This window comes from Pseudomonas sp. Pdm06 (genome assembly GCF_014851795.1).
In the GTDB taxonomy this organism is placed as follows: domain Bacteria; phylum Pseudomonadota; class Gammaproteobacteria; order Pseudomonadales; family Pseudomonadaceae; genus Aquipseudomonas; species Aquipseudomonas fluorescens_AA.
On record NZ_JACVAH010000002.1, the window covers coordinates 65,250 to 90,989 of the forward strand.

17 protein-coding genes and 1 tRNA gene are annotated in these 25,740 nt (G+C 62.0%); 3 read left to right on the top strand and 15 right to left on the bottom strand.

What is annotated here, in order from left to right; translation table 11 throughout:
- Window positions 1-21: 21 nt before the first annotated feature.
- A tRNA-Ser gene (locus IB266_RS03530) sits at window positions 22-109 on the bottom strand.
- A 124-nt stretch (window positions 110-233) separates the two neighbouring features.
- Here IB266_RS03530 and IB266_RS03535 point away from each other — a divergent pair.
- Together IB266_RS03535 and IB266_RS03540 are read left to right on the top strand one after the other, a co-directional pair.
- The gene (locus tag IB266_RS03535; protein WP_025213780.1) at window positions 234-905 is read left to right on the top strand and encodes a Bax inhibitor-1/YccA family protein; all 672 of its coding nucleotides are present in this window, start codon (window positions 234-236) and stop codon (window positions 903-905) included.
- A 382-nt stretch (window positions 906-1,287) separates the two neighbouring features.
- Complete coding sequence (locus IB266_RS03540; protein ID WP_192260183.1) at window positions 1,288-2,637, top strand: hypothetical protein; 1,350 nt, start codon at window positions 1,288-1,290, stop codon at window positions 2,635-2,637.
- A gap of 41 nt (window positions 2,638-2,678) precedes the next feature.
- Here IB266_RS03540 and IB266_RS03545 read toward each other — a convergent pair whose 3' ends face one another.
- Window positions 2,679-3,116: an Lrp/AsnC family transcriptional regulator gene (locus tag IB266_RS03545; protein WP_192260184.1), complete on the bottom strand. Its 438-nt coding sequence runs from the start codon at window positions 3,114-3,116 to the stop codon at window positions 2,679-2,681.
- A 133-nt stretch (window positions 3,117-3,249) separates the two neighbouring features.
- Between IB266_RS03545 and IB266_RS03550 the strand changes: the two genes are divergently transcribed.
- A complete protein-coding gene (locus IB266_RS03550) occupies window positions 3,250-4,143 on the top strand; it encodes a DMT family transporter (RefSeq protein WP_192260185.1) in 894 nt (297 codons plus the stop codon).
- A gap of 33 nt (window positions 4,144-4,176) precedes the next feature.
- On the opposite strand, the gene IB266_RS03555 is transcribed toward IB266_RS03550, so the two are convergent.
- The 13 genes from IB266_RS03555 to IB266_RS03615 all read right to left on the bottom strand — a co-directional run bounded on the left by IB266_RS03555 (window position 4,177) and on the right by IB266_RS03615 (window position 25,740).
- A complete protein-coding gene (locus IB266_RS03555) occupies window positions 4,177-5,802 on the bottom strand; it encodes an NADP-dependent glyceraldehyde-3-phosphate dehydrogenase (protein ID WP_192260186.1) in 1,626 nt (541 codons plus the stop codon).
- A gap of 260 nt (window positions 5,803-6,062) precedes the next feature.
- Window positions 6,063-6,977, bottom strand: coding sequence for an autotransporter outer membrane beta-barrel domain-containing protein (locus tag IB266_RS03560; RefSeq protein ID WP_192260187.1), 915 nt, complete (start codon window positions 6,975-6,977; stop codon window positions 6,063-6,065).
- A gap of 295 nt (window positions 6,978-7,272) precedes the next feature.
- The gene (locus tag IB266_RS03565) at window positions 7,273-9,732 is read right to left on the bottom strand and encodes an autotransporter outer membrane beta-barrel domain-containing protein (RefSeq protein WP_192260188.1); all 2,460 of its coding nucleotides are present in this window, start codon (window positions 9,730-9,732) and stop codon (window positions 7,273-7,275) included.
- 181 nt (window positions 9,733-9,913) lie between these two features.
- Window positions 9,914-10,678: an endonuclease/exonuclease/phosphatase family protein gene (locus tag IB266_RS03570; protein WP_219738694.1), complete on the bottom strand. Its 765-nt coding sequence runs from the start codon at window positions 10,676-10,678 to the stop codon at window positions 9,914-9,916.
- A gap of 398 nt (window positions 10,679-11,076) precedes the next feature.
- On the bottom strand, window positions 11,077-11,841 hold the full coding sequence (locus IB266_RS03575) for a PIG-L deacetylase family protein (RefSeq protein ID WP_092199433.1): 765 nt from the start codon (window positions 11,839-11,841) through the stop codon (window positions 11,077-11,079).
- A 252-nt stretch (window positions 11,842-12,093) separates the two neighbouring features.
- Window positions 12,094-14,253: a glycogen debranching protein GlgX gene (gene glgX / locus IB266_RS03580; protein WP_192260189.1), complete on the bottom strand. Its 2,160-nt coding sequence runs from the start codon at window positions 14,251-14,253 to the stop codon at window positions 12,094-12,096.
- 229 nt (window positions 14,254-14,482) lie between these two features.
- The gene (locus tag IB266_RS03585; protein ID WP_192260190.1) at window positions 14,483-14,827 is read right to left on the bottom strand and encodes a DUF2934 domain-containing protein; all 345 of its coding nucleotides are present in this window, start codon (window positions 14,825-14,827) and stop codon (window positions 14,483-14,485) included.
- A 20-nt stretch (window positions 14,828-14,847) separates the two neighbouring features.
- A complete protein-coding gene (locus IB266_RS03590) occupies window positions 14,848-17,634 on the bottom strand; it encodes a malto-oligosyltrehalose synthase (RefSeq protein ID WP_192260191.1) in 2,787 nt (928 codons plus the stop codon).
- Window positions 17,631-19,709 carry a 4-alpha-glucanotransferase gene (malQ, locus tag IB266_RS03595; protein WP_192260192.1) on the bottom strand — a complete coding sequence of 693 codons (2,079 nt, stop codon included), beginning with the start codon at window positions 19,707-19,709 and terminating at the stop codon, window positions 17,631-17,633. Before malQ ends, IB266_RS03590 begins: the two co-directional genes overlap by 4 nt.
- Complete coding sequence (treZ, locus tag IB266_RS03600; RefSeq protein WP_192260193.1) at window positions 19,706-21,508, bottom strand: malto-oligosyltrehalose trehalohydrolase; 1,803 nt, start codon at window positions 21,506-21,508, stop codon at window positions 19,706-19,708. Before treZ ends, malQ begins: the two co-directional genes overlap by 4 nt.
- Before the next feature lie 7 nt (window positions 21,509-21,515).
- On the bottom strand, window positions 21,516-23,087 hold the full coding sequence (gene glgA, locus IB266_RS03605) for a glycogen synthase GlgA (protein WP_192260194.1): 1,572 nt from the start codon (window positions 23,085-23,087) through the stop codon (window positions 21,516-21,518).
- A gap of 647 nt (window positions 23,088-23,734) precedes the next feature.
- On the bottom strand, window positions 23,735-24,697 hold the full coding sequence (locus IB266_RS03610) for a D-2-hydroxyacid dehydrogenase family protein (RefSeq protein WP_192260195.1): 963 nt from the start codon (window positions 24,695-24,697) through the stop codon (window positions 23,735-23,737).
- A gap of 11 nt (window positions 24,698-24,708) precedes the next feature.
- On the bottom strand, window positions 24,709-25,740 hold the full coding sequence (locus tag IB266_RS03615) for an alpha/beta fold hydrolase (protein ID WP_192260196.1): 1,032 nt from the start codon (window positions 25,738-25,740) through the stop codon (window positions 24,709-24,711).

Consider the following 25,740-nt stretch of genomic DNA (forward strand, 5'->3'; position numbering starts at 1 on the left):
CAGGGCTTTAACGTTAGAAGATGGCGGAGGCGATGGGATTCGAACTCATGGACCTGTTACAGTCGACGGTTTTCAAGACCGTTGCCTTAAACCACTCGGCCACACCTCCGTATTGCGTTGCGGGCGCCATAATACCCGAATGAAACACACTGTCAAACTCTCTACGTAGCTTGTTACAGAGCGTCTGTTATGATCCTTGCCACTGAATGTTTCAAAACCGGAGGAGTGTCGCCATGCGCGAACAGGATTACGCAGTGAACAACAGCGTGCAGGCTGAGCAGCTAGAGGTTAGCCGCGTCCTGCGCAACACTTATGGCCTGCTGGCACTCACACTCGCTTTCAGCGGTGTGATGGCCTACGTCGCACAACAGATGCGGGTGGGTTACCCGAACATCTTCGTCGTGCTGATCGGTTTCTATGGCCTTTTCTTCCTCACCAACAAACTCCGTGATTCGGCCTGGGGCCTGGTGTCGGCTTTCGCCCTGACCGGCTTCATGGGCTTCCTGCTCGGCCCGATCCTCAATCGCTACCTGCAAATGCAGGGCGGCGCCGAAGTGGTCAGCTCGGCCTTTGCAATGACCGCCCTGGTATTCGGTGGCCTGTCGGCCTACGTGCTGATTTCCCGCAAGGACATGAGTTTCCTCGGCGGTTTCATCACCGCAGGTTTCTTCGTCCTGATGGGGGCCGTGCTGGCCAGCTTCTTCTTCCAGATCAGCGGCCTGCAACTGGCGATCAGCGCCGGCTTCGTGCTGTTCTCGTCGGTCTGCATCCTGTATCAGACCAGCGCCATCATCCACGGCGGCGAGCGCAACTACATCATGGCGACTGTCAGCCTGTATGTATCGATCTACAACCTGTTCGTCAGCCTGCTGCAGCTGTTCGGCCTGATGGGTCGTGACGACTGATTGCATCCACGATGAACGAAAAGCCCGCTTCGGCGGGCTTTTTTTCGCCCGTGTTTTGAGTTGTGGCCAATGGCCAACAAAAAATCTGAAACAGATGGCACCTTTGAATAAATGATCTACACCTAGGAAATGGAAGCGTATTGCCATGGGAGGCAAGAAGTGGATCGCTTGGTTACCTACCTGAATTTCCCCCCATTAAGTATTCGGCCACCGAGCCCGGTCTGGTCGTGGCCGTTCGTTGGGATTGAGGGGCTATCAAGGCGACTCCGCAGGACCGTGAGCAGGCTTGGGCATCGTGCTGCAGCCTGATAACAGAAGGAGGCCCTGCACATCGGCCAGGAATCCGATGCGATAGCAGGCGTTTCCCTATAAGGAGATATTGATGAAGCAGCCTCAAGGAAAGATCATCGCGTGGCTGGTCCTGACGGGGGCATTGTCCACCGCTAGCGTCCATGCCGGAGTCTTCCCCGATTTCGGCTACGCCCCGCCCAAGAGTGCATACTCCGGAGCGCCGTTCCAGCTCAGCCAGGATTATCCGAAGGTGGCCCCGGGCGCAGCGTCGGTACCGGCATTCTTTCAACATTTGCCCAAGACATTCTCCAATGACTTTGAAACCTGGCGCCCGTACATGGAGGAAGTGAAAAAGTATTGCTTGGAAGGCAATACTGAAATTGGCTGGAAGGTACAGAAGAACAAGGTTCGCCAGTGGTATCACATGCCTTGGCAGCATTACGGTCCCAACGGTCGTGAAGGCATCAGCGGGCTGACCAAGGAGGCACCGATTCAGCCCGGGCAACTGGCAAGTACGCAGACCGACAGCGGGCAGACCTACGCGGTGGGTATCTATAACGATATAGGGGCCTACACTATCGGCCAGGTCTGGAAAGACCCGGATAATCCAGACCCAAGCCATACCTCCAAACCCAAGAGCTTTGCCAACGGCACGGTGGTCTGCAAGGCGTTGTTCGCCGATATAGACGTCAAGACGGTGCCGTTCCTGGCGAACCCATTGCTCTGGAACGCCTACACCGCCGAAACCTTCACTTCGACCAAACGGCACGTCACCAAAGTGGCGCTGATTCAGATGGACATTGCCGTGCGCGACACCCGCGTGAGCGATACCGGCTGGCTGTTCGGCACGTTCCAATACAACGGCGCCAAGACCGGCAAGGCGAACTGGAACAACCTGGTGCCGGTGGGGATCATGTGGGGCAATGATCCCAAGGAAACCGGCAACGACTTTACCAACCCCAAGCCGGTGGTCACCAAGATCAACCCGGCCCTGAAACAGACCGCGATCAACGCCAACACCCAGGAACTGCCACCGACCCACCTGGGTTGGAACGGGCGACTCAATGGGCCGGTGGATAACCCCCAGGCGTCCTGCCTGAGTTGCCACATGACCGCCGAGTACCAGCAATTGGCGATCATGAACCCGACGTTCCAGGCCAACCCGCCACCTGTGGGAGGCGATGTCTGGATGCAATGGTTCCAGAACATTCCAGCCGGTCAACCGTTCAGCCCGGGCACGCAAAGCACGGACTACAGCCTGCAACTGTCCGGAGCCCTGGCTAATTTCTATGACTGGAAGTGCAACCACAGCGGCGTCTATGCGGATGGCGTCAATGCCTGCACCAAGCTCCAGACGCTCAGGTTGATCAAAGCGAGCAACGCGCCCGAGGAACAAGTGCACAAAGTGCAGCGCAGTCCCGAGTTGGAAGAGCTCGAATAACACGCTTTCCCGGCCTCGGGCGATCCGAGGCCGGTTTCCACTCACGCCATCGGCGGCAACCGCCGCTTGACCGGGGTCTTCTTGACGATGGCCGTACTGGTTTCGGCGTGGACATTGAGCTTGTCCAGCAAGGTATCCAGCTGTTCCATCGAGCGCACATGCAGGCGCGCGATGAAACAGTCGTCGCCGGTGACCTTGTCGCATTCGGTGAATTCAGCGATGGCCTGGATCTGCCGCTCCACTTCCTGCAACTGTCCCGGTAGCGGGCGGATGCGCACGATGGCCTGGAGTTGATAGCCGAAGCACTTGGGGTCCACCTCGACGGTGTAGCCCCTGAGCACGCCGCGCTCCTCGAGCCGGCGAAGACGTTCGGCGACACTGGGGGAGGACAGGCCGCTGAGGTTTGCCAGGGCCTTGAGGGAGCGTCGGGAGTCTTCCATCAGGGCACTGATGAGGATCTGGTCAATGTCGTCAGTCATTTCAGCTCCATTAGGCGAATGCGTGAAGTTGCCTTGATAAAAAAGGTCGAAACGCAGTTTAGCCTTTTTCAAGCCATGGAGAAGGCCCCGGTCGGCTCGGCATACTGTGCCCACTTGCTGAAGGAGCCTGAAGATGGACAAGACCTTGCGCCGTGGTTCGCTGGAAATGACCGCTGCCATGCTGATCTCCGGAACCATTGGTTGGTTCGTGCTGGTTTCCGGTTTGCCGGTGCTGGATGTGGTGTTCTGGCGCTGCGTGTTCGGTGCCCTGACTTTGCTGCTGATCTGCGCCGGTTTCGGCTTTTTGCGGCCCGGCATTCTCACCCGTACCACCTTTCTGCTGGCGGTGCTCAGTGGTGTGGCGATCGTCGGTAACTGGGTGTTGTTGTTTGCCTCTTACTCCCGTGCTTCGATCGCCATCGGCACGGCGGTGTACAACGTCCAGCCGTTCATGTTGGTAGGCCTGGCGGCGTTGTTCCTGGGGGAGAAAATCACTGCGCAAAAACTGTTCTGGCTGGCGGTGTCGTTTCTCGGAATGCTGGCCATCGTCAGTGCCCATGGTGAGCAAGGGCAGGGCGGAGGTGACTATCTGCTGGGCATTGCGTTGGCGTTGGGGGCGGCGCTGCTGTACGCCGTCGCGGCGTTGATCATCAAGCGCCTGACTGGCACACCACCCCATCTGATCGCCCTGATCCAGGTCAGCACCGGCGTGTTGCTGCTGGCGCCCTGGGCGAACTTCTCGGCGTTACCGCAACACGCCCAGGCCTGGGCCAGCCTGTTGACCCTGGGCATGATGCACACCGGCGTGATGTACGTGCTGCTGTACAGCGCCATCCAGCGATTGCCGACCGCGTTGACCGGGGCTTTGTCGTTCATCTATCCGATCGCGGCGATCTTCGTCGACTGGTTCGCCTTCGGCCATCGCCTCGAACCGCTGCAATGGCTGGGAGTGGCGGCGATCCTGCTGGCGGCTGCCGGCATGCAACAGGGCTGGGGCATCAAGTGGCGTCGCCCAGCCCTGTCGTAGCCCACCGTTCGGGCGCGGATCAGAACACGTGGCTCAGAAGATGTAGTCCGTGGTCAGGAAGTTGGAATCCCGCTCACGGATGATGTCGCTGATCAACGCCTTGTTGCTCTCCTGGAACTTGGTCGCCACCAGCGTGCGGATGGAAAAGGTGCGCAGCGCATCGTGGACCGACAAGGTGCCCTCGGCCGAGTTCTTCCGGCCATTGAACGGGAAGGTGTCCGGGCCACGCTGGCACTGGGCGTTGATGTTGATGCGGCCGACCTGGTTGGCGAAGGTGTCCACCAGCTTGCCGACTTGTGCCGGGTCGGTGCCGAAAATGCTGAGCTGCTGGCCGAAGTCGGACTCCAGTACGTAATCGACCACGGTGTTGAGGTCGCGGTACGGCACGATGGGCACGACCGGGCCGAACTGTTCTTCGTGGTAGACCCGCATCGCCGTGTTCACCGGATACAGCACCGCCGGATAGAAGAACGAATTGCGTGATTCGCCACCGTGGACATTCTTCACTTCCGCGCCCTTGGCGACCGCATCGGCGACCAGTGAATGCAGGTAGTCGACCTTGCCCGCCTCGGGCAGCGGCGTCAGTGCCACACCGGCTTCCCATGGCATGCCGGGTTTCAGGCCGGCCAGCTTGGCATTGAATTTCTCGATGAATGCCGGTGCCACGTCTTCATGGACAAACAGGATTTTCAGCGCCGTGCAGCGTTGGCCGTTGAAGGACAGCGAGCCGGTCAGCGCCTCGCTGACCGCGTTGTCCAGGTCCACATCCGGCAGCACCAGCCCGGGATTCTTCGCATCCAGCCCCAGGGCGGCACGCAAGCGGTGCGGGCGCGGGTGGAGTTTCTTCAGGTCGCTGGCGGCTTTGTTGGTGCCAATGAAGGCGAAGATGTCGATCTTGCCGCTGGCCATCAGCGCGCTGACGGTTTCCCGGCCGCTGCCGTAGATCACGTTGATCACACCCGCCGGGAAGCTGTCGCGGAAGGCTTCGAGCAGCGGCCGTACCAGCAGCACACCGAGTTTGGCCGGCTTGAACACGACGGTGTTGCCCATGATCAAGGCCGGAATCAGGGTGGTGAAGGTTTCGTTCAGCGGATAGTTGTAGGGCCCCATGCACAAGGCCACGCCCAAGGGAACGCGACGGATCTGCCCGAGCGTGTCCTGTTCCAGCTCGAAACGGCTGGAGCGGCGGTCCAGTTCCTTGAGGGCATTGATGGTGTCGACGATGTAATCGCAGGTGCGGTCGAATTCCTTCTGGGAGTCCTTGAGGTTCTTGCCGATCTCCCACATCAGCAACTTGACCACGGCTTCGCGCTGCTCGCGCATGCGCGCCAGAAAGGTTTCCACATGGCGGATGCGCTCGGCGACGCGCATCGTCGGCCACTGGCCCTGGCCGCGATCGTAAGCCCGGACGGCGGCGTCCAGGGCGGTGAGGGCGGTCTCGGCATCCAGCAGGGGCGTGCTGCCGAGAATCACTTGTTCATCACCCAACTCGCCGGTCAGGTAGACGGGGCTGCGGACGACGGCCAGCGGCCCTTGCCAGGTTTGCAGGACGCCGTCGACCAGGTATTCGCGCTGCTCGATCCGACCTTCGAGGCGGTAGGCGTCGGGGATGTCGGCGGCACCGGGGAACAGGTTGGCGAGGAAGGGGGCTGTGGTCATGTCGTTACTCCATCAATGAAATGAGCCATGGGCGAACGGCTTGCAGGCATGAAACGCTTTTAGCGTTATACGCCTTAATGGAGGTGTTTTTTAAGTGGCAGCAGATCGCTTGCGCCGGACGACGTCGTAAGAGCGATGTAGGAGCTGACGAGTGAAACGAGGCTGCGATCTTCCCCCGGACACTTGAGTCCCAAGCGAAAGATCAAAAGATCGCAGCCTCCGGCAGCTCCTACACAAGGGGATCGACTACAGAGTTGACGTCACCAGCGCATCCGCACCCCCATGCTGGTAATGATGCCGTTGAGGTCGTTGTCGTCGACGTCACTGCTGTAATCGGCGCTGACATACAGGCTTACCGCCGGCGTGACCCGGGCCACCAGGCCCAGGCCGACTTCGACGGTAGAGGATTTTCGGCTGCTGCTGATCTTGTCGACCTTATCCAGGGACACTGTGCCGGCGCCCTGGACGGTGTGCCACAGGTTGGTTCGCAGGTAAGGCTCCACGCCGAGGCCGTTGACCTGGTAGTTACCTTTGAGGCGTGCGCCAACGCGGCCGCTCCAACTGCTCAATTCATCGCCGGTGCCGCTCTCGGCATTCGGCGTATCGAGGGTGACGCGCTGGTTGATCAGTTGCGCCTGGGGTTCGACCACCCAGTGGGTGCTGATGCCAATAGGGAAGCCACCTTCGACCGACAGCGTCACCGCATGGCCTTCGGTGGCCTGGCGCTGGCCTTGTTCGGTGCGGCTGTAGCCGTTGACCCGGCCGCCGCTGGCGCTCAGGTCGACGTGCCAGCCCGCGGGGCCGGTCAGGCTCCAATAGGCGCCGAGGCTCGAACCTTTCAGGTTGAGGGCATCTTTGTCCGGGTCGGCCAGCGCGGGCATCACCAGTAGGCCGCCACCGGTTGAAATGATCTGGTGTTGCCCACTGATCAGTCCCATGCGCTGGGTATGACCGTCGCCGTGGCGCAATGTGAACAGGGCGGGACTTTTGCCGGAAGGAGGTTCACTTCCAACAAGTGCGGTATCGAGGTGGGTGGATGATGTTCGGTCGTACCAGGGCTGCACGGTCTCCTCGGCAGGCCAGGCCTGGACCTCCATGGATGAAAGCAGCAGCAACGATGTCGAGACGGTATGGAAAGTGGTGGTGAACTCTTGTGGACGGAGGGAAGTTTTCATGGGGGCCTGCCTTGCAATCGCATGCGTTTCTCGCTTTTTTGGCGTCTCTCCTACCCCGAATGAGGGGCGACCGAATGGATTGGGGCAAGCCTCTGGCGGCCCGTCTTGACGGGTTCCAGAGGCCTGCCCCTGACTGTATTTCCGGGGGTAGTATGGTGTAGTCAAGAAGACTGATGGCGGCGCGTCAAGAAAATGAACGATGAATGGCATGGTGAAATCAGCGCTAATAAAGCGCTGATTTCAATTGGTTATTGTGGTGGATATTCGGGCGTCAAGCCTCTGTCGTAGGCCCTGCCTACCAACTGATCCGAAAACCGACGTTGCCCATGACACTGTGTTGCTGGTTGCTGTCGAGGTTTTGGCTGTAGTTCGCGCCGGCGTACAGGGCGACGCTAGGCGCCAGGCTCACGGTGACGCCAATCCCGAGGTCACCGGTGGAGGCGCGCTGCTGGGTCTCGACCCGTTCGGTGTCGTCGAATATCACCGAATCGGTGCCGGAAAACGTATGCCAGAGATTGGCGCGCAGGTACGGTTCCACGGGCATGCCGCTGACCTGGTAGCGGCCCTTGAGGCGCGCACCGAGGCGGCCGGTCCAGGCACCGTCGGAATCGAATTCGATCTTGGAGACCCCATCGTTTTGCGTATCCAGGGAGACCTTTTGGTAGATGATCTGGGCCTGGGGTTCAAAGTCCCAGTCAGTGGTCACCTTGAAGGGGTAGCCGGTCTCCGCCGAAGCGGTCAAGGCGTGCCCGCGATTGTCGATTTTCAGGCCACGCTCGGAACGGTTGTCGCCGTTCAATCGCGTGCCCATCACCACGGCGTCGACGTAGCCGCCGTTGGGGTCGGTGAGCGTCCAGTAGAGCCCGTAGCTGTCGCCGTCGAGTTCTATCTTGCCGGCGCGCCGGCCTTCGAAACCCAGGTTGAAGCCTTTGACATTGCCGTTCAATTCCGTGTGCCCGACGAAGAAGCCAATGCGCTGGGTCTGGCCGCCGGACAGAAGCGAGCTGTACAAATCGTTGCCCACCTGGAACCCCTTGATCGACCCATCGAACTGCGGCGTCACCGTACCGGCCCAGGTTTTATCCAGGTCTACGCCATAGACCCGGCCCCAACCCGCGCCGAACGCGCCGGTTTCCGTGAGCAGGCGCTGGTCACCCTGACGGTCATGGAACGTACCGAGGGCCATCAACGTCAATTGCGCCGCCGCCGGAGGCAGTACCGACCAGGTCGGCACTTCCGGGCGATACAACGGGATGGGGGCCGCGCCGGGCACTGCGGTTGGCAAGGGCGGCAGCGTCGGGACGGGGGGCGCGCCCGGCGCGGGAGGCGCCGTCGGGATGGGCGCCGCTACTGGTCCGGCGACCACGGTGGAGCGCAGGTACCAGTTGTTTTGATTACCGCTCACGCCGCCTTTGAACAGGCGGTAATCGAACGCGCCGGCCGAGACGGACTGCGCCAGGGAAAAGGCATCGATGTCACTGACCGCGCCTCCCTGGGCCTGGACCACTTCGATGCCATCCTGAGTCGTCAGTGCGCCCGTGCCGCCCAGGTTCGTGACCGTAATGGCGGTATTGCCGGTGAGTGTCCCGCCATTGACCACCAGTTTGTCGCTGGCGGAGCCATCGGCGCCGACGGCCGTTTGCACGTGCAACTGGCCGTTGTCGCCGACGTAATTGCCCTGGACGGTAAGTGTGTCGTTGGTGCGGGTGTTGCCCTGGGTAAGGTCTATCGTGCCGGCATTGTTGAGCGTCGCCAATTGACCGGCAGTAAAAGGGGCGATAACGCCTTGGGTTGCCGTCAGCGTGCTGCCGCTCTCGATGTTGAGCGTCCCGGTGCCGGTGGCGCTGTCACCCAGCGTCAGCGTGTCGTTAAGGTCCAGTTGCGAGCCTTGGGTGAGGTTGACCGTTTCCCAATTGAGGTAGCGGGCGCCGGTGCTGGAGGTGCTGCCTTCAAAGGTCAGGACGTCTTGGCCCAATCCGCCATTCACGTTGGGGGTGATGCTCAGTCCGGTTTCGTCGAGGTTGCTCAACAGCGCCGTGTCGTTGCCTTCGCCCATCAGGATGGCCGAGTGAATGAGGCCGCCGCTCCACTGGAACTGGTCATCGCCGGCACTGGCCCGGACCTCACCGAGGATTTCGCCGCCGCTGACGGTAATGCTGTCGTTGCCGCCGCTGACACTGACATTGCCGCCGATGCGTCCCGCGGAGAGGATGATGGTGTCCTGGCCGAAACCGGTCACCAGGTTGCCGATGATATTGCCGCCGGACATATCGAAAACGTTGTCATCGAGCTTCATGTCGACCCGGCCGATGGTACCGCCCGTCATCTTGGCGATGTCGCCGTCTTCGAACGCATCGACGATGGTGCCACCGGTCATCAGGAACTCATCGAGGCCGTCGCCTTGAGCCAGGGAGAGGATCCTGCCGCCGTTCATGACGAAAGAGTCGGCTTCCGAGCCTTGCTCGACATCACCGTCAATCACGCCGTTGGCGTTGATCTCGATGGTGTCGACGCCGCTGCCGAACGTGACATCGCCGCTAATGACGCCGCTGCCGCTGGCGGGCATGGTCAGGCTGTTGTTACCTGAAAGGTCCGTCAGCCCGGGGCTGGTGCCGCTGTCGCAGACATAGGTGTCATTGCCGGCGGTTGGCGCCAGCGTGCAGGCTGCCATGGCGGCGGGTGCGGGTAACAGGAAGGGAGCCGATACCCACAAGGCGTTGAACAGCCGATTGAATCCTTTATCGTGCCGAATCATGTGCTATCCCTCTGCATCGGCATCCCCATGGATACCGGTTTCAGCATCGGTTGCACAACAGATGGCACACAGGGCCTGGCAACGCTCGCTGTATGGAATGGCACCGTAGCAACGAATAAAGGGTGTCGCTACTGTCAGAACTTACAGGTCCACGGGCAGAAAGCCTGAGGAAAGGCCTGCTCTACAAATGCACTTCCACCGAAAGCGGCAGATGATCGCTCAGGTGAGTCCAGGGTTTGTTGCCCAGTATTTGCGGGGAATGACTGCTGGCGTTGCGTAAGTAGATGCGGTCCAGGCGCAACAGCGGGAAGCGGGCCGGATAGGTCCTGGCGGGGCGGCCCAGGTGGTGTTCGAAGGCTTCGTGCAAGTAACCTCGGCGGGCGAGGGCGAGGTTGCCGCGCAGTTGCCAGTCGTTGAAGTCACCGGCAATGATCACCGGGGCGTCCTCGGGCAGCGAGTCGAGCAGTTGGCAGAGCAGCTTGAGCTGTAACTGGCGATGGCTTTCCAACAGGCTCAAATGCACACAGATCCCGTGGACCGCGGCGTGGCCTGGCACATCCAGCACGCAATGCAACAACCCGCGCCGCTCGGGGCCGGTGATGGACACATCGAGATTGCGGAACTGGCGGATCGGGTACTTGGAAAGCAAGGCGTTGCCATGGTGGCCATCGGGGTAGACCGCATTACGGCCATAGGCGAAGTCGCTCCACATGCTGTCGGCGAGGAATTCATACTGGGACGTCTGGGGCCAGTTGTCGTAGCGTGATGCGTGGCGGTCATGTTCGCCGAGCACTTCTTGCAGGAACACCAGATCGGCGCCGGTACTGCGCACCGCTTCGCGCAATTCGGGCAGGATGAAGCGCCGGTTGAGGGCGGTGAAGCCCTTATGAGTGTTGACCGTCAGGACCCGCAGCCGATGAACCGCCGCAGGCGCGTCCGATGGCATTGGTTCGACGGCTCGCCAATCGGGATCTTGAGTCACGTTCACTCCTGAATCAGACGTACTTGTTCATGCGACTGATCCAAAGCGCCGGCAGTTCCGGATTTTTCGTGTCCCCGCCGATCGCTATCGCAAGCACGCTCGCTTCACAGTTTTTGGCGGTGTGCCCAGATGTTGCGTACAGCACCGATCCATTGTGGGAGCGGGCTTGCTCGCGAAGACGTCGGTACATCCAACATCATCACTGAATGTACCACCGCCTTCGCGGGCAAGCCCGCTCCCACAGGGGGGCGCACGCAGAGGTTGCATTCCCAAAGATCCAATGTGGGAGCGAGCTTGCTCGCGATAGCGGTGTATCTGAACCACCGCCATCGCGAACAAGTCCAGTTCCTACAGGCAGGCGTTCAGATGAAGACAATCTCATAGGGCAAGCCCATCCGGTCAAGGATGACCCTGGGCAACAGCGGGGCGATGCCGCTCGCCGGTTCGCCGCTGAGTTGGCTGACGTAGGCGTGCATGGCGTGACGTTTGCGGGCGGTGGTCCAGACGTCGAGGCGCAGTTTGCGGGCCCGGTGCCAGGGGATTTTATTCTGCTCGCGGACCGGCCAGTGCCAGGCCCATACCGGCAGCTCGTTGAACGCCACTCCGATCCTGTCGGCGGCCAATGCTCCAGCGCGTCCGACAGTGTCGTGGTCGCTGTCGCCGTCCTGGCGCCAGGTGCTGAACACCACGTCACCGGGGCGCAGGTGACGGGCAATAAACGTGGCCAGTTCGGTTTCGTGTTCGGCCAGGTTTTTTTCCGGAAAACCGCCGCGCACCCATTGCAGGCCATGGGCAGCGATGCCCAGACGATGCAGGGCGTCGACGCTTTCCTGGGGGTGAGGGCGGTGCGCACGCAGGCGTTCGTCGTTCCACAGCGGTGAGCCGGGGTGGGCGAGGGCGCCATCGGTGACCGAGATCAGCAACATGGGCTGGTCCAGGTTGTTCAGCAACTGCAGCAATCCGCCACAGGCCCCGATCTCATCGCCCGGGTGTGGGGCAAGGATGACGGCGCGAGCGCCGGCGGGAATGAGTGTCTGGGTACTGATGATCGGAATATCGGCCAGTTGCGCGGCACTGTTCCAGATTTGCGGGTGCTGCCGGCCAGGCAGGCGAGAGGCGGGCTTCATAAGCGACATCCTTGTGTGTATTCAATCTTTCAGCCATGCACCGGGCCTACTGTCCGATGGCGCCGATGGGGCATGACTGCGATTCACAGCGCTCCGAATCCTGGAGACTACCGCAGGGAGAAGTATTGACCATGTCAGCCGATCCGTCTCGTGACATGTGCATCTGAGCTGCATTTTTTTCTTGAAACTGGACGGTGTGGAATAAAAAAACCGCGTCCTTGCGGTTCCTTATGGCTGTTTACAGCAGGTATTTCAATCCTCTTCTTCGCGTTGCAGTTCGAATAGCAGCAGCGAGCGTCCGGTGACGGAGTATTCGGAATCGAAATCGAAGCGCTCCTGCCCACGAACGGTCGGCTGGTTGGTGTCGACCATGCAGGTCCAGAAACTCCCCTCCGGGACTTCCGGCAAGCGGAAGTTGACGATGTCATGATGCGCGTTGACCACCAGCAGCAGCGTCGCATCGCCCCCTTTGCGCCGAATACCGGTTTCCTGGGCGCGACCGTCCATCAGCATGCCGAGGCAGCGACCATGGCTGTCCTGCCATTGTTCGATGGTCATTTCGCTGCCATCCGGGGCCAGCCAAGTTACGTCCTTGACGCCGATGTCCTCGTTGTAATTACCCACCAGGAAGCGTCCGCGTCGCAGGATCGGGTAGGTCAGGCGCAACTTGATCAGGCGCTTGACGAACTTGAGCAGCGTCGCCCCATCCTCGCTCAGGTCCCAGTTGACCCAGCCAATCTCGCTGTCCTGGCAATAGGCGTTGTTGTTGCCGTGCTGGGTACGGGCAAACTCGTCGCCGGCGACGATCATCGGCGTGCCTTGGGCCAGCAGCAGGGTGGCGAAGAAGTTGCGCATCTGCCGATGGCGCAGCGCATTGATTTGCGGATCATCCGTCGGGCCTTCGACGCCATGGTTCCAGGACAGGTTGTTATTGCTGCCATCCTGATTGTTCTCGTCGTTGGCTTCGTTGTGCTTGTCGTTGTACGACACCAGGTCATGCAAGGTGAAACCGTCGTGGGCAGTGACGAAGTTCACCGAGGCATACGGCCGCCGGCCACGCTGGTTGAACATCTCGCCCGAGGCGGTCATTCGGCTGGCAAAATCGGCGAGCTGGCCGTCATCACCCTTCCAGAAGGCGCGGACCGTGTCGCGGAACTTGTCGTTCCACTCGACCCAACCCGGCGGGAAGTGTCCCACCTGGTAGCCCCCGGGGCCACAGTCCCAAGGTTCGGCGATCATTTTCACCTGGCGCAATACCGGATCCTGGCGGCAGGCGACGAGGAAGCTGTGGCGCTCGTCGAAACCGTCATGGTAACGGCCGAGAATGGTCGCCAGGTCGAAGCGGAAGCCATCGACGTGCATTTCCGTGGCCCAGTAGCGCAGGGAGTCGGTGACCATCTGCAGCACGCAGGGATGGCTCAGGTCCAAGGTGTTGCCGGTCCCGGAGTCGTTGATGTAGTAGCGCTTGTCGTCGGGCATCAGCCGGTAGTAGGAGGCGTTATCGATACCGCGCATGGACAGGGTGGGGCCTTGTTCGTTGCCCTCGGCGGTGTGGTTGTAGACCACGTCGAGGATGACTTCCAGGTTGGCCTCGTGCAGGTGGGCGACCATCTCCTTGAACTCGGCGATCTTGCCGCTGGCCAGGTAGCGCGGGTCGGGCGCGAAGAAGGCAATGCTGTTGTAGCCCCAGTAATTGGTCATGCCTTTGTGCAGCAAGTGCTGGTCATTGACGAAGGCATGGATGGGCAGCAGTTCCACCGAAGAGACACCCAGCTTGCGGATATGCTCCAGCACATCGTCGACCATCAGCCCGGCGAACGTACCGCGCAGGTTCTCGGGCACCGACGGGTGACGCATGGTGAGGCCGCGCACGTGGGTTTCATACAGGATGGTCTTGTCCCAAGGCACGCTGACGCGCTGGTCGTGGCCCCAGGTGTGCGCGGGGTCGATGACTTTGCACTTGGGAACGAACGGGGCGCTGTCGCGCTCATCGAAACTGAGGTCGCCGTCGGGGTGGCCGATGGTATAGCCGAACAGGGCTTCGGACCACTTCAATTGGCCGACCAGTTGCTTGGCGTAGGGGTCGATCAGCAGCTTGTTCGGGTTGAAGCGATGACCGTTCGCCGGGTCATATGGGCCATAGACCCGGTAGCCATAGATCAATCCCGGGTGGGCATCCGGCAGATAACCGTGGTAGATCTCGTCGGTGTACTCCGGCAGCTCGATGCGTTCGAGTTCGACTTCGCCGGCATCATCGAAAATGCACAGTTCGACCTTGGTGGCATTGGCTGAAAACAGCGCGAAATTGACCCCGAGGCCATCCCAGGTTGCACCCAGTGGAAAAGGCAGCCCTTCACGAATCCGCGAAGCCTCGATAACGGGCGGCGGCGTGGTTTTGTTTGGACGGGTCATAGTTGCTCCTGCAAAAAAACAGACAGATACAGCGATGCGGTTCACTTGAAAGGGATGGCATCACCCTTCACCTGTGGCGAGGGGTATTTATCCCGTTACGTGGGACAAAGTTGCTTCTCTGTGGGAGCAAGGCTTGTCCGCGATGAAGCGATGCGTCCCTCCGGACATCGAGGCGCCTGTTTCGCGAGCAAGCGTTGCTCCCACCTGACGAGGAGACCGATAGGAGGAATCAAACCGCCGGTGGCTTGCGCGGTGCCCGCGGCTTTTTGTCGGCGCTCTTGTTCGCCGGTGGCACGATCGCTGCGGCAGGCTTGGCCGCTGGCTTGGCCTTGGGCGTGGTATTTTTCGCGGCGGTCTTGGCCGTGGTGGCCTTGGTTGCAGCAGGCTTGGCGCCATCGGTCTTGCTGGCCGCCGATTTACTCGCGGCCTTGGCTGGTTTGCTCGGCGCTAGCGCTTCGGCTTCAGCCAGTTTGCGCGCCATCTCCCAGTGGCGTTTTTCCTGCCCGGCAGGCTTACCTTCGGACTCCCAGATCTGATAGGCGAATTCGCGAATGCGTTTATCGTCGGTACTCATCGCAGTGCTCCTGATTCAACTCAAGGTTGGATAAAGACATTGACCGGGAAATTCCCCAGCGCGGTGCTGATCAGCAGCTCCCTTTGGGGTGTGACTGTTGCGCTTGAAAAAAGTCCCTTCAGTTTTTCATCCTTGGCGGCGAACGGTAACGATACGCGGGTATCGCCCCAATCCGACGCAGCCACCAGCGGCACGGCACTGTTTTCCAGCAAATGCGCCGCATGGACAGGTACGACAACGATCGCCCGATGTTGCGAGTCCTCACGCATGAAGGCCAGCACCCGATGGGCCTGCTCACCGAGCACTTCCAGCGGTTGGTAGCGGCCCTGGCGCCACAACTGCGGATACTCGGCTCGTACGGCCAGCGTCCGGGCGATCAATGCCTGTTTGACCCGACCGTCACGCCAATCGCGTACCAACGCGGCTGGGGTGTTGTCGGCCTGCATCGCTTCGCGGCGTGCCTGGAAATCCACCGGGCGGCGGTTGTCCGGGTCCACGAGACTGAAGTCCCAGAACTCGTTGCCTTGGTACAGGTCCGGTACGCCGGGTACGGTCATGCGCAGCAAAGTTTGCGCCAGACTGTTGAGGGCGCCCGCCGGCGCGACGGCCTGGACCGCCTCGGCGATGGCGTTGCGCAAGGGCAGCCCCTCATCGCCCAGCAGCAGGCGTTCGAGGAACATCTGGGTGGCTTGCTCATAAGCGTCGTTGACCGCCGCCCAGCTGCTTTGCAACTTGGCTTCGCGCAGGGCCTTGCGTTGCCATTGCCACAGGCGCTCGTTGTAGGCGGCCAGCGCCTGGTGGTCCTGGAGATCGAGGTCCAGCGGCCAGCTGCCGAGCAACGCCTGGTACAGGATCAGTTCATCACTGGCCGAGGGCGCCGCCGGGTCGCTGTGCAGCGAAGGCGAGAGGATGCGCCATTGTTCCACGCAGGCGGTGTACCAGTCGGCGCGCTCGCTGAGCACGGCCAGCCTGGCGCGGGTGTCTTCGCCGCGCTTGTGGTCGTGGGTGGCGGTGGTCATCAGGTTGTCGGGAAAATGCTCGAGGCGTTCGAGGCACACCTGGTGGAACGCCTGCGCCGGGGCGCTGAAACGCTCAGTGTCATAGCCCACGTCATTGCGCGACAGCAGCACCGCCGAGCGGTAGAGAGCGGTGTCCTCCACGGCCTTGGCGGCGGCCGGCGAGGTCAGTTGCTGGAAGCGTACGCAGGCGTGGCGCAGGCGTTTGCGCTGGCTGCCGCGGGGGCGCTGCCGCCAAGGCATTCCACCGAGCCAGCCGGCCAGGCAGTCGAGCACCGGCCAGTCGGCTTCGCTGAGGGTTTGCCGGGCGCCTTCCAGGGCCTGATTGAAAAACACCTCGTCTTCAGCAGAGCGTCCCAACGGCGTGATGTAGATGCGATACACCGGGAAATGCACGACCAATTCCTGCAAGGCCCGCCGAATCGCGCCCAGGGTCAGGTCACGGGTCATCACATCGTCCCGGGCCACTTGCAGCAGGGCCTGGGCAACGCTTTCGAAATCCCCGGCCAAGGAGCCATTGAGTATCTGCTGGCGAGCCAGGCGGGCTTCTTCGATGAAGTGCGCCGGCCGCTCACTGTGCCGGCTCCAGAATTCGGCAAGGGGGGCGGCACCGGCCGGGTCATGCTGCAACAGCGAGACCTGGTTCATGAACTCGTAGCCGGTACTGCCGTCGATGTTCCAGTCCCGCCGCAACGTCTCGCCATCGCCGAGGATCTTCTCGACGAATATCGGCAGGTGTCGGGTCGGCGACAGCGAATTCACACGTCGGCGCAATTTACGGCAGTAACCACGAGGGTCGGCAAGACCGTCGATGTGATCGATCCGCAGCCCATCCACCAACCCTTCGCCGATCAGTTCGAAGATCTTGGCATGGGTGGCTTCGAATACCGCCGGACGCTCGACCCGCAGCCCGCCCAATTCATTGACATCGAAAAAACGCCGCCAATTGATGTCGTCCGCCGCGGTGCGCCAGCTGGCGAGCCGGTAGCTCTGGCGCTCCAGCAACTGATGCAGGCGTTCGAAACCCTGGGGCTGGGTAGAGTCGTAGCCAGCCAGGTTGGCCTCGATGGCGGCCAGGATGCCGGCGGGTGCCGCCAGGTCCCGTAACTCCGTTTGCAGCGGGCGAGCGAGAGCGTGGGCATCGGTCTGGTAATTGAGCGTGGTGAAGCGCTCAGCCAGGATCTTGAGCGATTCGGCCTGTTCGACGGGCAGGGTTTCGGCGGGTTTGAGCAGCTCGCCGTAGTGCATCGGGCAAATCGGGAAGCGGTGTTCATAGTGCTCGACGTAGAAGCTGCCGTGGGTGGCATCGAAGCGCAGTTGCAAGGTGCCTTCCTGCAAGGCCACGCCGTAGTCGCTGCCCAGGAACGGCAGCAACAACTGGCCTTCCATCAGCGGGTCGGGGGAATGCCACTGGATATCGAAGAACTCGCCGTACGGGCTGAGTCGACCCCACTCCAGCAGATCCAGCCACCAGGGATTGTCATTGCCGCCGACGGCCATGTGATTGGAGACGATGTCGAGGATCAAGCCCATCCTGTGCTCGCGCAAGGCTGCAACCAGGCGCTTGAGCGCGGCTTCGCCACCCAGTTCGGGATTGACCAGGGTCGGATCGACCACGTCGTAGCCGTGCATGGAGCCGGCCCGGGCCTTGAGCAGCGGAGAGGCATAAATGTGGCTGATGCCCAACGCGGCGAAGTACGGTACCTGGGGTATGGCATCGTCCAGGGTGAAGCCTTTATGGAACTGCAGGCGCAACGTTGCCCGCAGAGGTTGGATCAATGGCTGTTTCATCGGTCACGCTCGTTCGCCTGAAGTCTCGCGCAGGCGAGTATTTCCAGACGCCGGGCGGCGTCCGGGTGATCCAGCAACGCCTGGCTCTGCCGGGCCAGGCGGCGGCGCCAATTGGGATGGGTGTCGATGGTGCCGGGCAGGTTGGCCTGCTCCTCGATGCCCAGGGCATCTTCGAGTGGCAACAACACCAGCGGTGCGCGGGTGTGGCCGAGGAAGCGCACGCTGGCATCCAGCACCTGGTCGGTCTCGCGGTGTTCTTCGCGAAAATTCTGCGGATCCTGATTCAGCACTTGGCGCAGACCTTCGCGTTCGCGCTCGCGGTGCTTGCGCCAGTCGATTTCGGTGTGGGAGTCGATCAGGTCCAGCCGGGCGTTCCAGTCGATGTCGTGACCGTGCCACCAGCCGTTGAGCGTTGGCAAGTCATGGGTGCTGGTGGTGGCGAGGGCGTTGTCCGGCCAGTCGAGGATGGGTTTGAAATGGGTGTTGTCCTGTTCGAACAGCAGCACGCGCATGCCGAGGATCGAGCGGGCGCTGAGTTTGTCCCGCAAGCCATCCGGCACGGTACCGAGGTCTTCGCCCAGTACGATGGCCTGGTGCCGATGGGATTCCAGTGCCAGCAGGCGCAACAGGTCGTCCACCGGGTAATACAGGTAGGCACCGTCGCTGGGTGGGGCGTCGTTGGGAATCACCCAGAGCCGTTGCAAGCCCATGACATGATCGATGCGCAAGCCACCGGCGTGGGCAAAGTTGGCCCGCAGCATTTCAATGAAGGCGCGAAAGCCGTTGCGCACCAGGCCTTCCGGGGAAAACGCCGAAATGCCCCAGCCTTGGCCGGAGCGATTGAGAATGTCCGGCGGTGCGCCCACGGTCAACGAGGCGAGCAGTTCGTCCTGCCGGCTCCAGGCCTGGCTGCCAGCGCCATCGGCACCTACCGCCAGGTCGGCGATCAGGCCGATGCCCATGCCGCTGGATTTGGCTGCGCTCTGGGCGCGTTCCAGGCAACGGGCGATCAACCATTGGCAAAAGGCGTAGAAACCGATTTCGTCGGCATTTTCTTCGGCGAAATGGGCCAGGACCGCGCTGCGCGGATCGCGCCATTCTTCCGGCCACTGCCGCCAGTCGAGGCTTTCGCCACGGGCGGCGCGTTCGGCCTGCAAGGCCTCGAAGCGGCAATGGTTTTCCAGGGCTTCGCCGCTGGTGTGGCGGAAACTGCTGAAGTCTTCATGCAGCGGGTGCGCGCCCTGGCTGAACCCGTCGTACAGGGCGCGGAGGATTTTCTGCTTGGCCTGGGCGGCGACTGGCCAGTCGATCAGCGGCTGCTCTTCCAGGTTGCGCAGTTGGTTGGTCAAGCCGGTGGCGTCGATGGCGGTGCGCAGGGCGCGTTCACCGAGGATGGTGCCGGGGGCGGCGTACAGGCTGTTTAGAAACAGTCGGCTGGACGGCGAGTAGGGGCTGTAGCGCCCGGTGTCGCTGCTGAACATCGCGTGCATCGGGCTGATGGCAATGGCTTCGGCACCGCGCTCGCCAGCCACCCGAGCCAGTTCTTCCAGGGCTTGGGTATCACCGAAGCCGCCGTCACCGGGGCGTCGCAAGGCATACAGCTGCGCGCTCAGGCCCCAGGCCCGAGGCGTCGGGTCGTCCACCGCATCGGCCACGCTGTAGCAGCGGGCGGGCGCGACGGCCAGGGTGAAATGCTGGTCCCGGATGCTGACATGCTGATAACCCACCGGGACCATGCCCGGCAGCTTGCCGTCGGCATCGAGGTTCAGATTCAGCGTCGCGCCGTCTTCAAGTTTGATTTCGCAGGGTATCCCGGCCTCGAAGTAGCGGCTCAAGTCCAGGCTGGCCCCGACATCGGCGGTGATCAGCGGTGGCAGTTTATGGTTCTGTTGATCTTCCTGCAGCTGCAGCAGGCTGGCATCGATTTCCTGGGCGCTGCCGGCTGGATGGCCCAGGCCCGTGAGGACCGAACGCAAGACCGCCGGCGAGACTTTCTGGGCCCGGCCATTGGCATCGATCCAATCCACCGCCAGGCCCGCTCGGCTGGCGAGGATTTCCAGTTGCGCATCGCTCATAGGCGCTCTCCAGTGATGTTGGGCAAGGTTGTCGCCTGCGTCAGACTGACCAGCGCGCTGTAGGGCGCAAGGACGCCCTGTTGCAACAGACCCACGACCTGCTGCGGATGTTCGAAAAGAATGCGTGCCTCTTCCGGGGCAGGGTGTGCGACAGGCTGGTCGCCAAGGTTCAGGTCGATGCGCAACACACTGCCATCGCCCAGTCGCCAGCGTGCGCTGACAGCGCCATGGCCCAGCACATCGGCCCCCAGAGCCTGGGCACCGGGCAGGCGCGGGACGATCTCTTCACGGCGGATTTTCAGCAGTTGGCGATACAGCGCCTCGCTGGCCTGCTGCTCCACGCGTTGCGATTCCAGGCTTGGACGTGAAACCTCGAAGGTGCTGGCCGCATTGGGGTCGGGAATCCGCTCGCGTTTCTGCGGATCGGCAAAGGCACTGAACGCCTTGAACTCGTTGCGTCGGCCTTCGCGCACGAGTTCTGCCAGTTCGCCGTGATGACTGGTAAAGAACAGGAACGGTTGTTCGGCGGCCACCTCATCGCCCATGAACAGCAGCGGGATCATCGGTGACAACAGCAACAAGACTGTCGCCGCTTGCAAGGCCTGGGACGGGGCGAGCTGATGCAGGCGTTCGCCCAGGGCACGGTTGCCGACCTGGTCATGGTTCTGCAGGAACAGCACGAATGCGCTCGGTGGCAGGTGACCGCTGGGTTCGCCCCGGGATTCGCCGTGGCGATTGGTGTGGCCCTGGAAGACGAAACCCTGGCTCAGGCAACGTGCCAGTTGTTCCGTCGGCTGCTCGGCATAGTCGGCGTAGTAGGCGTCGGTCTCGCCTGTCAGCAGTACGTGCAAGGCATTGTGGCCATCGTCGTTCCACTGGGCGTCGTAGCCCTGTTCCAGCAGGCTGGCCTGGTTGTGTTCGTTTTCCACGGTCAACCAGACATGCCGGGCCGGGTCCACCTGTTCGCGCACCCTGGCCGCCAGTTCCTGGAGAAAGTCCGGAGCTTCGATGGCGTGTACTGCGTCGAGGCGCAGGCCGTCGAAGCGGTATTCCAGCAGCCACATGAGCGCATTGTCGATGAAGAAATCCCGCACTTCCCGGCGGCGGAAATCGATCGCCGCGCCCCAGGGCGTGTGCTTGTCTTCGCGGAAGAAACTCTTGGCATAGCGGTGCAGGTAGTTGCCATCGGGGCCGAAGTGGTTGTAGACCACATCCAGGATGACGGACAGCCCATGGCCGTGGGCGCTGTCGATCAGATGCTTGAGCTGTTCAGGCGTGCCGTAGGAGGCTTGGGGCGCGTAGGGCAAGACCCCGTCGTAGCCCCAGTTGCGATCGCCGGGAAACTGCGCCAGCGGCATCAGCTCGATGGCGGTGACGCCCAGCCCGGCCAGGCGGGCCAAATGCTGTTCGACACCGTTGAAACCGCCCAGGGCGCCCACGTGCAATTCGTAGATCACGGCTTCGTGCCAGGGACGGCCACACCATTGGGTGTGTCGCCAGGGGTAGGCATGGGGGTCGACCACCACGCTGTGACGGTCGATGTCGCCGGCCTGGGCGCGGGAGGCCGGGTCCGGCACCTCCAGCTCGCCATCGATGTTGTAGCGGTAGCGGGTGCCGGCGGGGCAACGGGTCTGGATCATGAACCAGCCGTCGGCTTGGGGCAGTAGCGGTATTGAATCTCCAGTGTCGAGCTCGACACTGACAAAAAAGGCATCCGGGGCCCAGAGGGCGAAGCGGGTGTGCTCGTCATCCAGCATGACCGCCCCGTGGGTCCATGTCTCAGGCGTCCTTGACGTCATTGTTACCTCATTGTCTGGCCGATTTTCCCAGTGACTTCGCCACCAGCTGTTCGTAGAGTTCGGCGTAGGGTTCCACGGCCTGGCACCAGTTGAACGGTGCCGACATGGCCCGGCAGCGCATGGCGTTGAGCAGGCCGGGGAACTCGAAGACCTTGAAGGCCCGGCTCAAGGCCTGTTGGTAGCTCTCCACGGTGGACTCGTCGAACAGGAAACCGGTGACGCCATCTTCGATGGTGTCCGCCAGGCCTCCGGTATTGCGCGCCACCGGCAGCGAGCCGAAACGTTGGGCGTACATCTGGCTCAAGCCGCAGGGCTCGTAGCGCGACGGCATCAGCAGGAAATCGCTGCCGGCGAACATCCGCCGCGCATCGGTTTCGTTGAAGCCGATGCGCACGCCGATGCGCCCGGGGAAGCGGAGTGCCAGTTCGCGCATGGCCTGTTCTTCCTCCGGTTCGCCGCGGCCGATGATGGCGATCTGGCCGCCGGATTCGACGATGAACTCGGCGACCGCTTCGGTCAGGTCCAGGCCTTTCTGGTAGACCAGGCGCGACACCACGGCGAACAGCGGGCCAGTGGAGTCGTCGAGGCCAAACAGTTCACGCACATGGTTGGCGTTGACAGCCTTGCCTTCCCAGTCGCCCATGGCGAACTGACGGAACAGGTGGGTGTCGGTGGCCGAGTCCCAGCTTTCATCGATACCGTTGGGGATGCCGCTGAGCAAGCCTTGTTGGGTCTTGGCTGCGAGGAAACCGTCGAGTCCGCAACCAAACGCCGGGGTGGTGATCTCCTGGGCGTAGGTGGCGCTGACAGTGGTGATATGGCTGGAGTAGGCCATCCCGGCCTTGAGAAACGACAGTTTGCCGTAGAACTCCATGCCTTCCTGTTGCAGGGCGTGCTCGGGGATGCCCAGTTCCGGGCAGGACGCCAGGCTGACCACGCCCTGGTACGCCAGGTTGTGGATGGTAAACAGGGTCGGGGTGCGTTGCCCGCGCCAGTGCATGTAGGCCGGCGCCAACCCTGCTGGCCAGTCGTGGGCGTGGACCAGGTCCGGGCACCAGTGGATCTGTGCCAGGTTGGCGGCGATGTCGGCGGCGGCCAGGCCCAGGCGGGCGAAGCGAATGTGGTTGTCCGGCCAGTCGCGACCGTTGTTGGCGCCGTAGGGAGAGCCTTCGCGGGCAAACAGTTCGGGGCAGATCAGTACGTAGATCACCAGGCCGTCGGCCATGTCCATGCGCCCGATTTTGCAGGGCGGCAGTGCTGCGTGGCCACCCAGTTCGCCGACGATGTGGATCGGATTGCCGCTGTTCATCACTTGCGGATAGCCAGGGATCAGCACCCGGACATCATGCAGCCCGGCCATGGCCCGAGGCAGTGCCGAGGACACATCGCCCAGGCCGCCGGTCTTGACCAGGTCGGCGATTTCCGAGGTGACGAACAAGACTTTCTTGCGATTGGGATTCTGTCGAACGACGGGGAGCAGTGCCTTGCCGCCGGTGGCCAGCACCGGAGCCGTCGGCGATTCGGCCGCCGGCGGTAATTGAGAACGGACTTGTTGTGGTTCCAAGGCAGCACTGATCATAAATATCTCCCATTTTCTCGATCTGTTTCCGGCAAGCGCCAGAGCTGTTGTTTCATTGGCCAAATCCTGCGGCCAGGCGCACAAGCGCTACGCAAGGAAAGCGACGGCTACCCAAACGCGGCGAAGCGAATCAGCTGAAGGAGCTGTTGCAATGACCAGTGCAAGGACTGCACCAGTCGCTGTTGCCCTACCTCTAACCTGACCTGTCGCCGTTGCGAAAAGTTTCGACTTTTTTTCGTCTGGATGACCGGTCGGTTTTCCCCCCGGTTAGGCAGTCTAGGTCATATCCTAGAGCGGTGCGCCTCGGTTCGTCGCATTGTCCGACAATCACGTTTTTTAGCGGCAATGTCTTACACGACGAAGGGGAATACGCACCGACGAAGTGCAGTTTCCTGCAAAGAAAAAAGTGTAGGGGGAGGGCGTTGGTTCATTGGCGTGCGCGATGGAATGGCGCGATGCACCATTGGAGGGCGGGCTGATTGATGGCGTTTCGATGTCAACTGTAGGCACTCAAAACACACTTTTTGTGGGAGCGGGCTTGCTCGCGAATGCGATGCATCAGTCGGGCAAATGTGTGACTGACAGACCGCATTCGCGAGCAAGCCCGCTCCCACAGAAGGAAGTTGTCCTGAGTATTTGGGTAGGATTCAGCCCGCCGGCGTCAGCAACCGAATCGGCTGGCCCGCCGCCCAGGCCAGCAGGTCTTCGATCATCAGGGAATAGAACTGCTGGTAATTCTGTCGGCTGACATAACCCACATGAGGCGTGGCCAGCACGTTCTCCAGGGTGCGGAATGGATGGGCCAGAGGCAAGGGTTCCTGGGCGAAGACGTCCAGGGCGGCACCGGCCAGGCGCCGGTGCTGGAGGGCGTCGATCAGGGCGGTTTCATCGACGATCGGCCCGCGGGAGGTGTTGACCAGCAGCGCCTCGGGTTTCATCCAGCCCAGCGCCTGGGCATCCACCAGGCCGCGGGTGCGTTCGCCGAGCACCAGGTGGACCGAGAGAATGTCGGCCTGTTCGAACAACGCCTGCTTGCTGACGTAGGTCACACCCACTTCGGCGGCCCGTTCGGCGCTGAGGTTCTGGCTCCAGGCGATGACCCGCATGCCGAACACCTGGCCGAACTGCGCCACCCGTGTACCGATGCTGCCCAGGCCGAGGATCGCCAGCGTCTTGCCGTGCAGGTCACCCCCCAGGCCTTGTTGCCACAGACCGGCGCGCAAGGCGTTGGCTTCCTGCACCAGGTTGCGGGCCAGGGCCATGATCAGCGCCCAGGTCAGTTCGGGTGCTGCGTGCTTGTAGCTATCGGTGCCACACACCTGGATGCCCAGCTCGGCGGCGGCCTTCAGGTCCAGGGCGGCATTGCGCATGCCGCCGGTGAGCAGCAGCTTGAGATTGGGCAGGCGGCGCAGCAGGCCTTCGTCGAACACGGTGCGTTCGCGCATCACGCAGATCACCTCGAAGCGCTGCAAACGTTCGGCGAGGGTGTCGCGGTCGGCGGGATAGTCGTGGAGAAAAGTCACTTGGCCGACGCTGTCGAGCGCCGACCAGTCCACCACACCGCGTGCCACATCTTGCCAATCGTCTATGACTGCTATTTGCACCGCCATGGAACACCTCGTCAGGGAATGGGTTTGTCCAGCCAGCCCAGCAGGGCCTTGTGGAACCGATCCGGCTCTTCCATCTGCGGGGCATGCCCCAGATTGGGGAACTCCACCAGGGTCGAGCGGGGAATCAGCCCGGCGGTCTGCTTGCCCAATACCTCGTAGTGGCCCAGTTTGGCCTTTACCGCAGACGGCGCGATGTCGCTGCCGATGGCGGTGGTGTCGGAGGTACCGATCAACAACAGGGTAGGTACGGTCAGGTCCTTGAACTCGTAATAGACCGGCTGGGTGAAGATCATGTCGTAGATCAGCGCCGAGTTCCACGCCACTTGTGTATGGCCCGGGCCCTTGTTCAAGCCGGCGAGCATGTCCACCCAACGGTCGAACTCAGGTTTCCAGCGGCCGGCGTAATAGGTCGTGCGCTCGTAATTGCGAATGCCCTCGGCGGTGACTTTCAGCTCACGGGCGTACCATTGGTCTACGGTGCGGTAGGGCACGCCCAAGGCTTTCCAGTCTTCCAGGCCAATGGGATTGACCATCGCCAGGCGCTCGACCTGATCGGGGAACTGCAAGGCGTACCGGGTGGCGAGCATGCCGCCGGTGGAATGGCCGAGGACGATGGCTTTCTGTACACCGAGGGCCTTGAGCAAGGCCTGGGTGTTGGTCGCCAGTTGCTGGAAGCTGTACTGGTAATGCTCGGGTTTGCTCGAGGTGCAGAAACCGACCTGGTCCGCGGCGATGACCCGGTAGCCGGCTTCGCTCAGCACCTTGATCGAATCGCCCCAGGTGGCGGCGCAGAAATTCTTGCCGTGCATCAGCACCACGGTGCGGCCATTGACCTTGCCTTGGGCCGGCACGTCCATATAGCCCATCTGCAACGATTTGCCCTGGGACTGGAAGGCGAAGTGTTTGAGGGTATAGGGGTATTCGAAGCCCTCCAACTGGGCGCCGTAGGCCGGGCCTTCCGGCGGGGTGGCGGCCTGGGCGAGCAGGGGCAGGGCGGCGCTGAGCAAGAGGCTGGGCAACCAGCGCGTGGGGGTTCGGGACAT

Excerpts from the sequence above, each read along its gene's own strand:
- IB266_RS03535 (WP_025213780.1), top strand. The coding sequence starts at position 234 with ATGCGCGAACAGGATTACGCAGTGAACAACAGCGTGCAGGCTGAGCAG.
- IB266_RS03540 (WP_192260183.1), top strand. The coding sequence starts at position 1,288 with ATGAAGCAGCCTCAAGGAAAGATCATCGCGTGGCTGGTCCTGACGGGG.
- IB266_RS03545 (WP_192260184.1), bottom strand. The coding sequence starts at position 3,116 with ATGACTGACGACATTGACCAGATCCTCATCAGTGCCCTGATGGAAGAC.
- IB266_RS03550 (WP_192260185.1), top strand. The coding sequence starts at position 3,250 with ATGGACAAGACCTTGCGCCGTGGTTCGCTGGAAATGACCGCTGCCATG.
- IB266_RS03555 (WP_192260186.1), bottom strand. The coding sequence starts at position 5,802 with ATGACCACAGCCCCCTTCCTCGCCAACCTGTTCCCCGGTGCCGCCGAC.
- IB266_RS03560 (WP_192260187.1), bottom strand. The coding sequence starts at position 6,977 with ATGAAAACTTCCCTCCGTCCACAAGAGTTCACCACCACTTTCCATACC.
- IB266_RS03565 (WP_192260188.1), bottom strand. The coding sequence starts at position 9,732 with ATGATTCGGCACGATAAAGGATTCAATCGGCTGTTCAACGCCTTGTGG.
- IB266_RS03570 (WP_219738694.1), bottom strand. The coding sequence starts at position 10,678 with ATGCCATCGGACGCGCCTGCGGCGGTTCATCGGCTGCGGGTCCTGACG.
- IB266_RS03575 (WP_092199433.1), bottom strand. The coding sequence starts at position 11,841 with ATGAAGCCCGCCTCTCGCCTGCCTGGCCGGCAGCACCCGCAAATCTGG.
- glgX (WP_192260189.1), bottom strand. The coding sequence starts at position 14,253 with ATGACCCGTCCAAACAAAACCACGCCGCCGCCCGTTATCGAGGCTTCG.
- IB266_RS03585 (WP_192260190.1), bottom strand. The coding sequence starts at position 14,827 with ATGAGTACCGACGATAAACGCATTCGCGAATTCGCCTATCAGATCTGG.
- IB266_RS03590 (WP_192260191.1), bottom strand. The coding sequence starts at position 17,634 with ATGAAACAGCCATTGATCCAACCTCTGCGGGCAACGTTGCGCCTGCAG.
- malQ (WP_192260192.1), bottom strand. The coding sequence starts at position 19,709 with ATGAGCGATGCGCAACTGGAAATCCTCGCCAGCCGAGCGGGCCTGGCG.
- treZ (WP_192260193.1), bottom strand. The coding sequence starts at position 21,508 with ATGACGTCAAGGACGCCTGAGACATGGACCCACGGGGCGGTCATGCTG.
- glgA (WP_192260194.1), bottom strand. The coding sequence starts at position 23,087 with ATGATCAGTGCTGCCTTGGAACCACAACAAGTCCGTTCTCAATTACCG.
- IB266_RS03610 (WP_192260195.1), bottom strand. The coding sequence starts at position 24,697 with ATGGCGGTGCAAATAGCAGTCATAGACGATTGGCAAGATGTGGCACGC.
- IB266_RS03615 (WP_192260196.1), bottom strand. The coding sequence starts at position 25,740 with ATGTCCCGAACCCCCACGCGCTGGTTGCCCAGCCTCTTGCTCAGCGCC.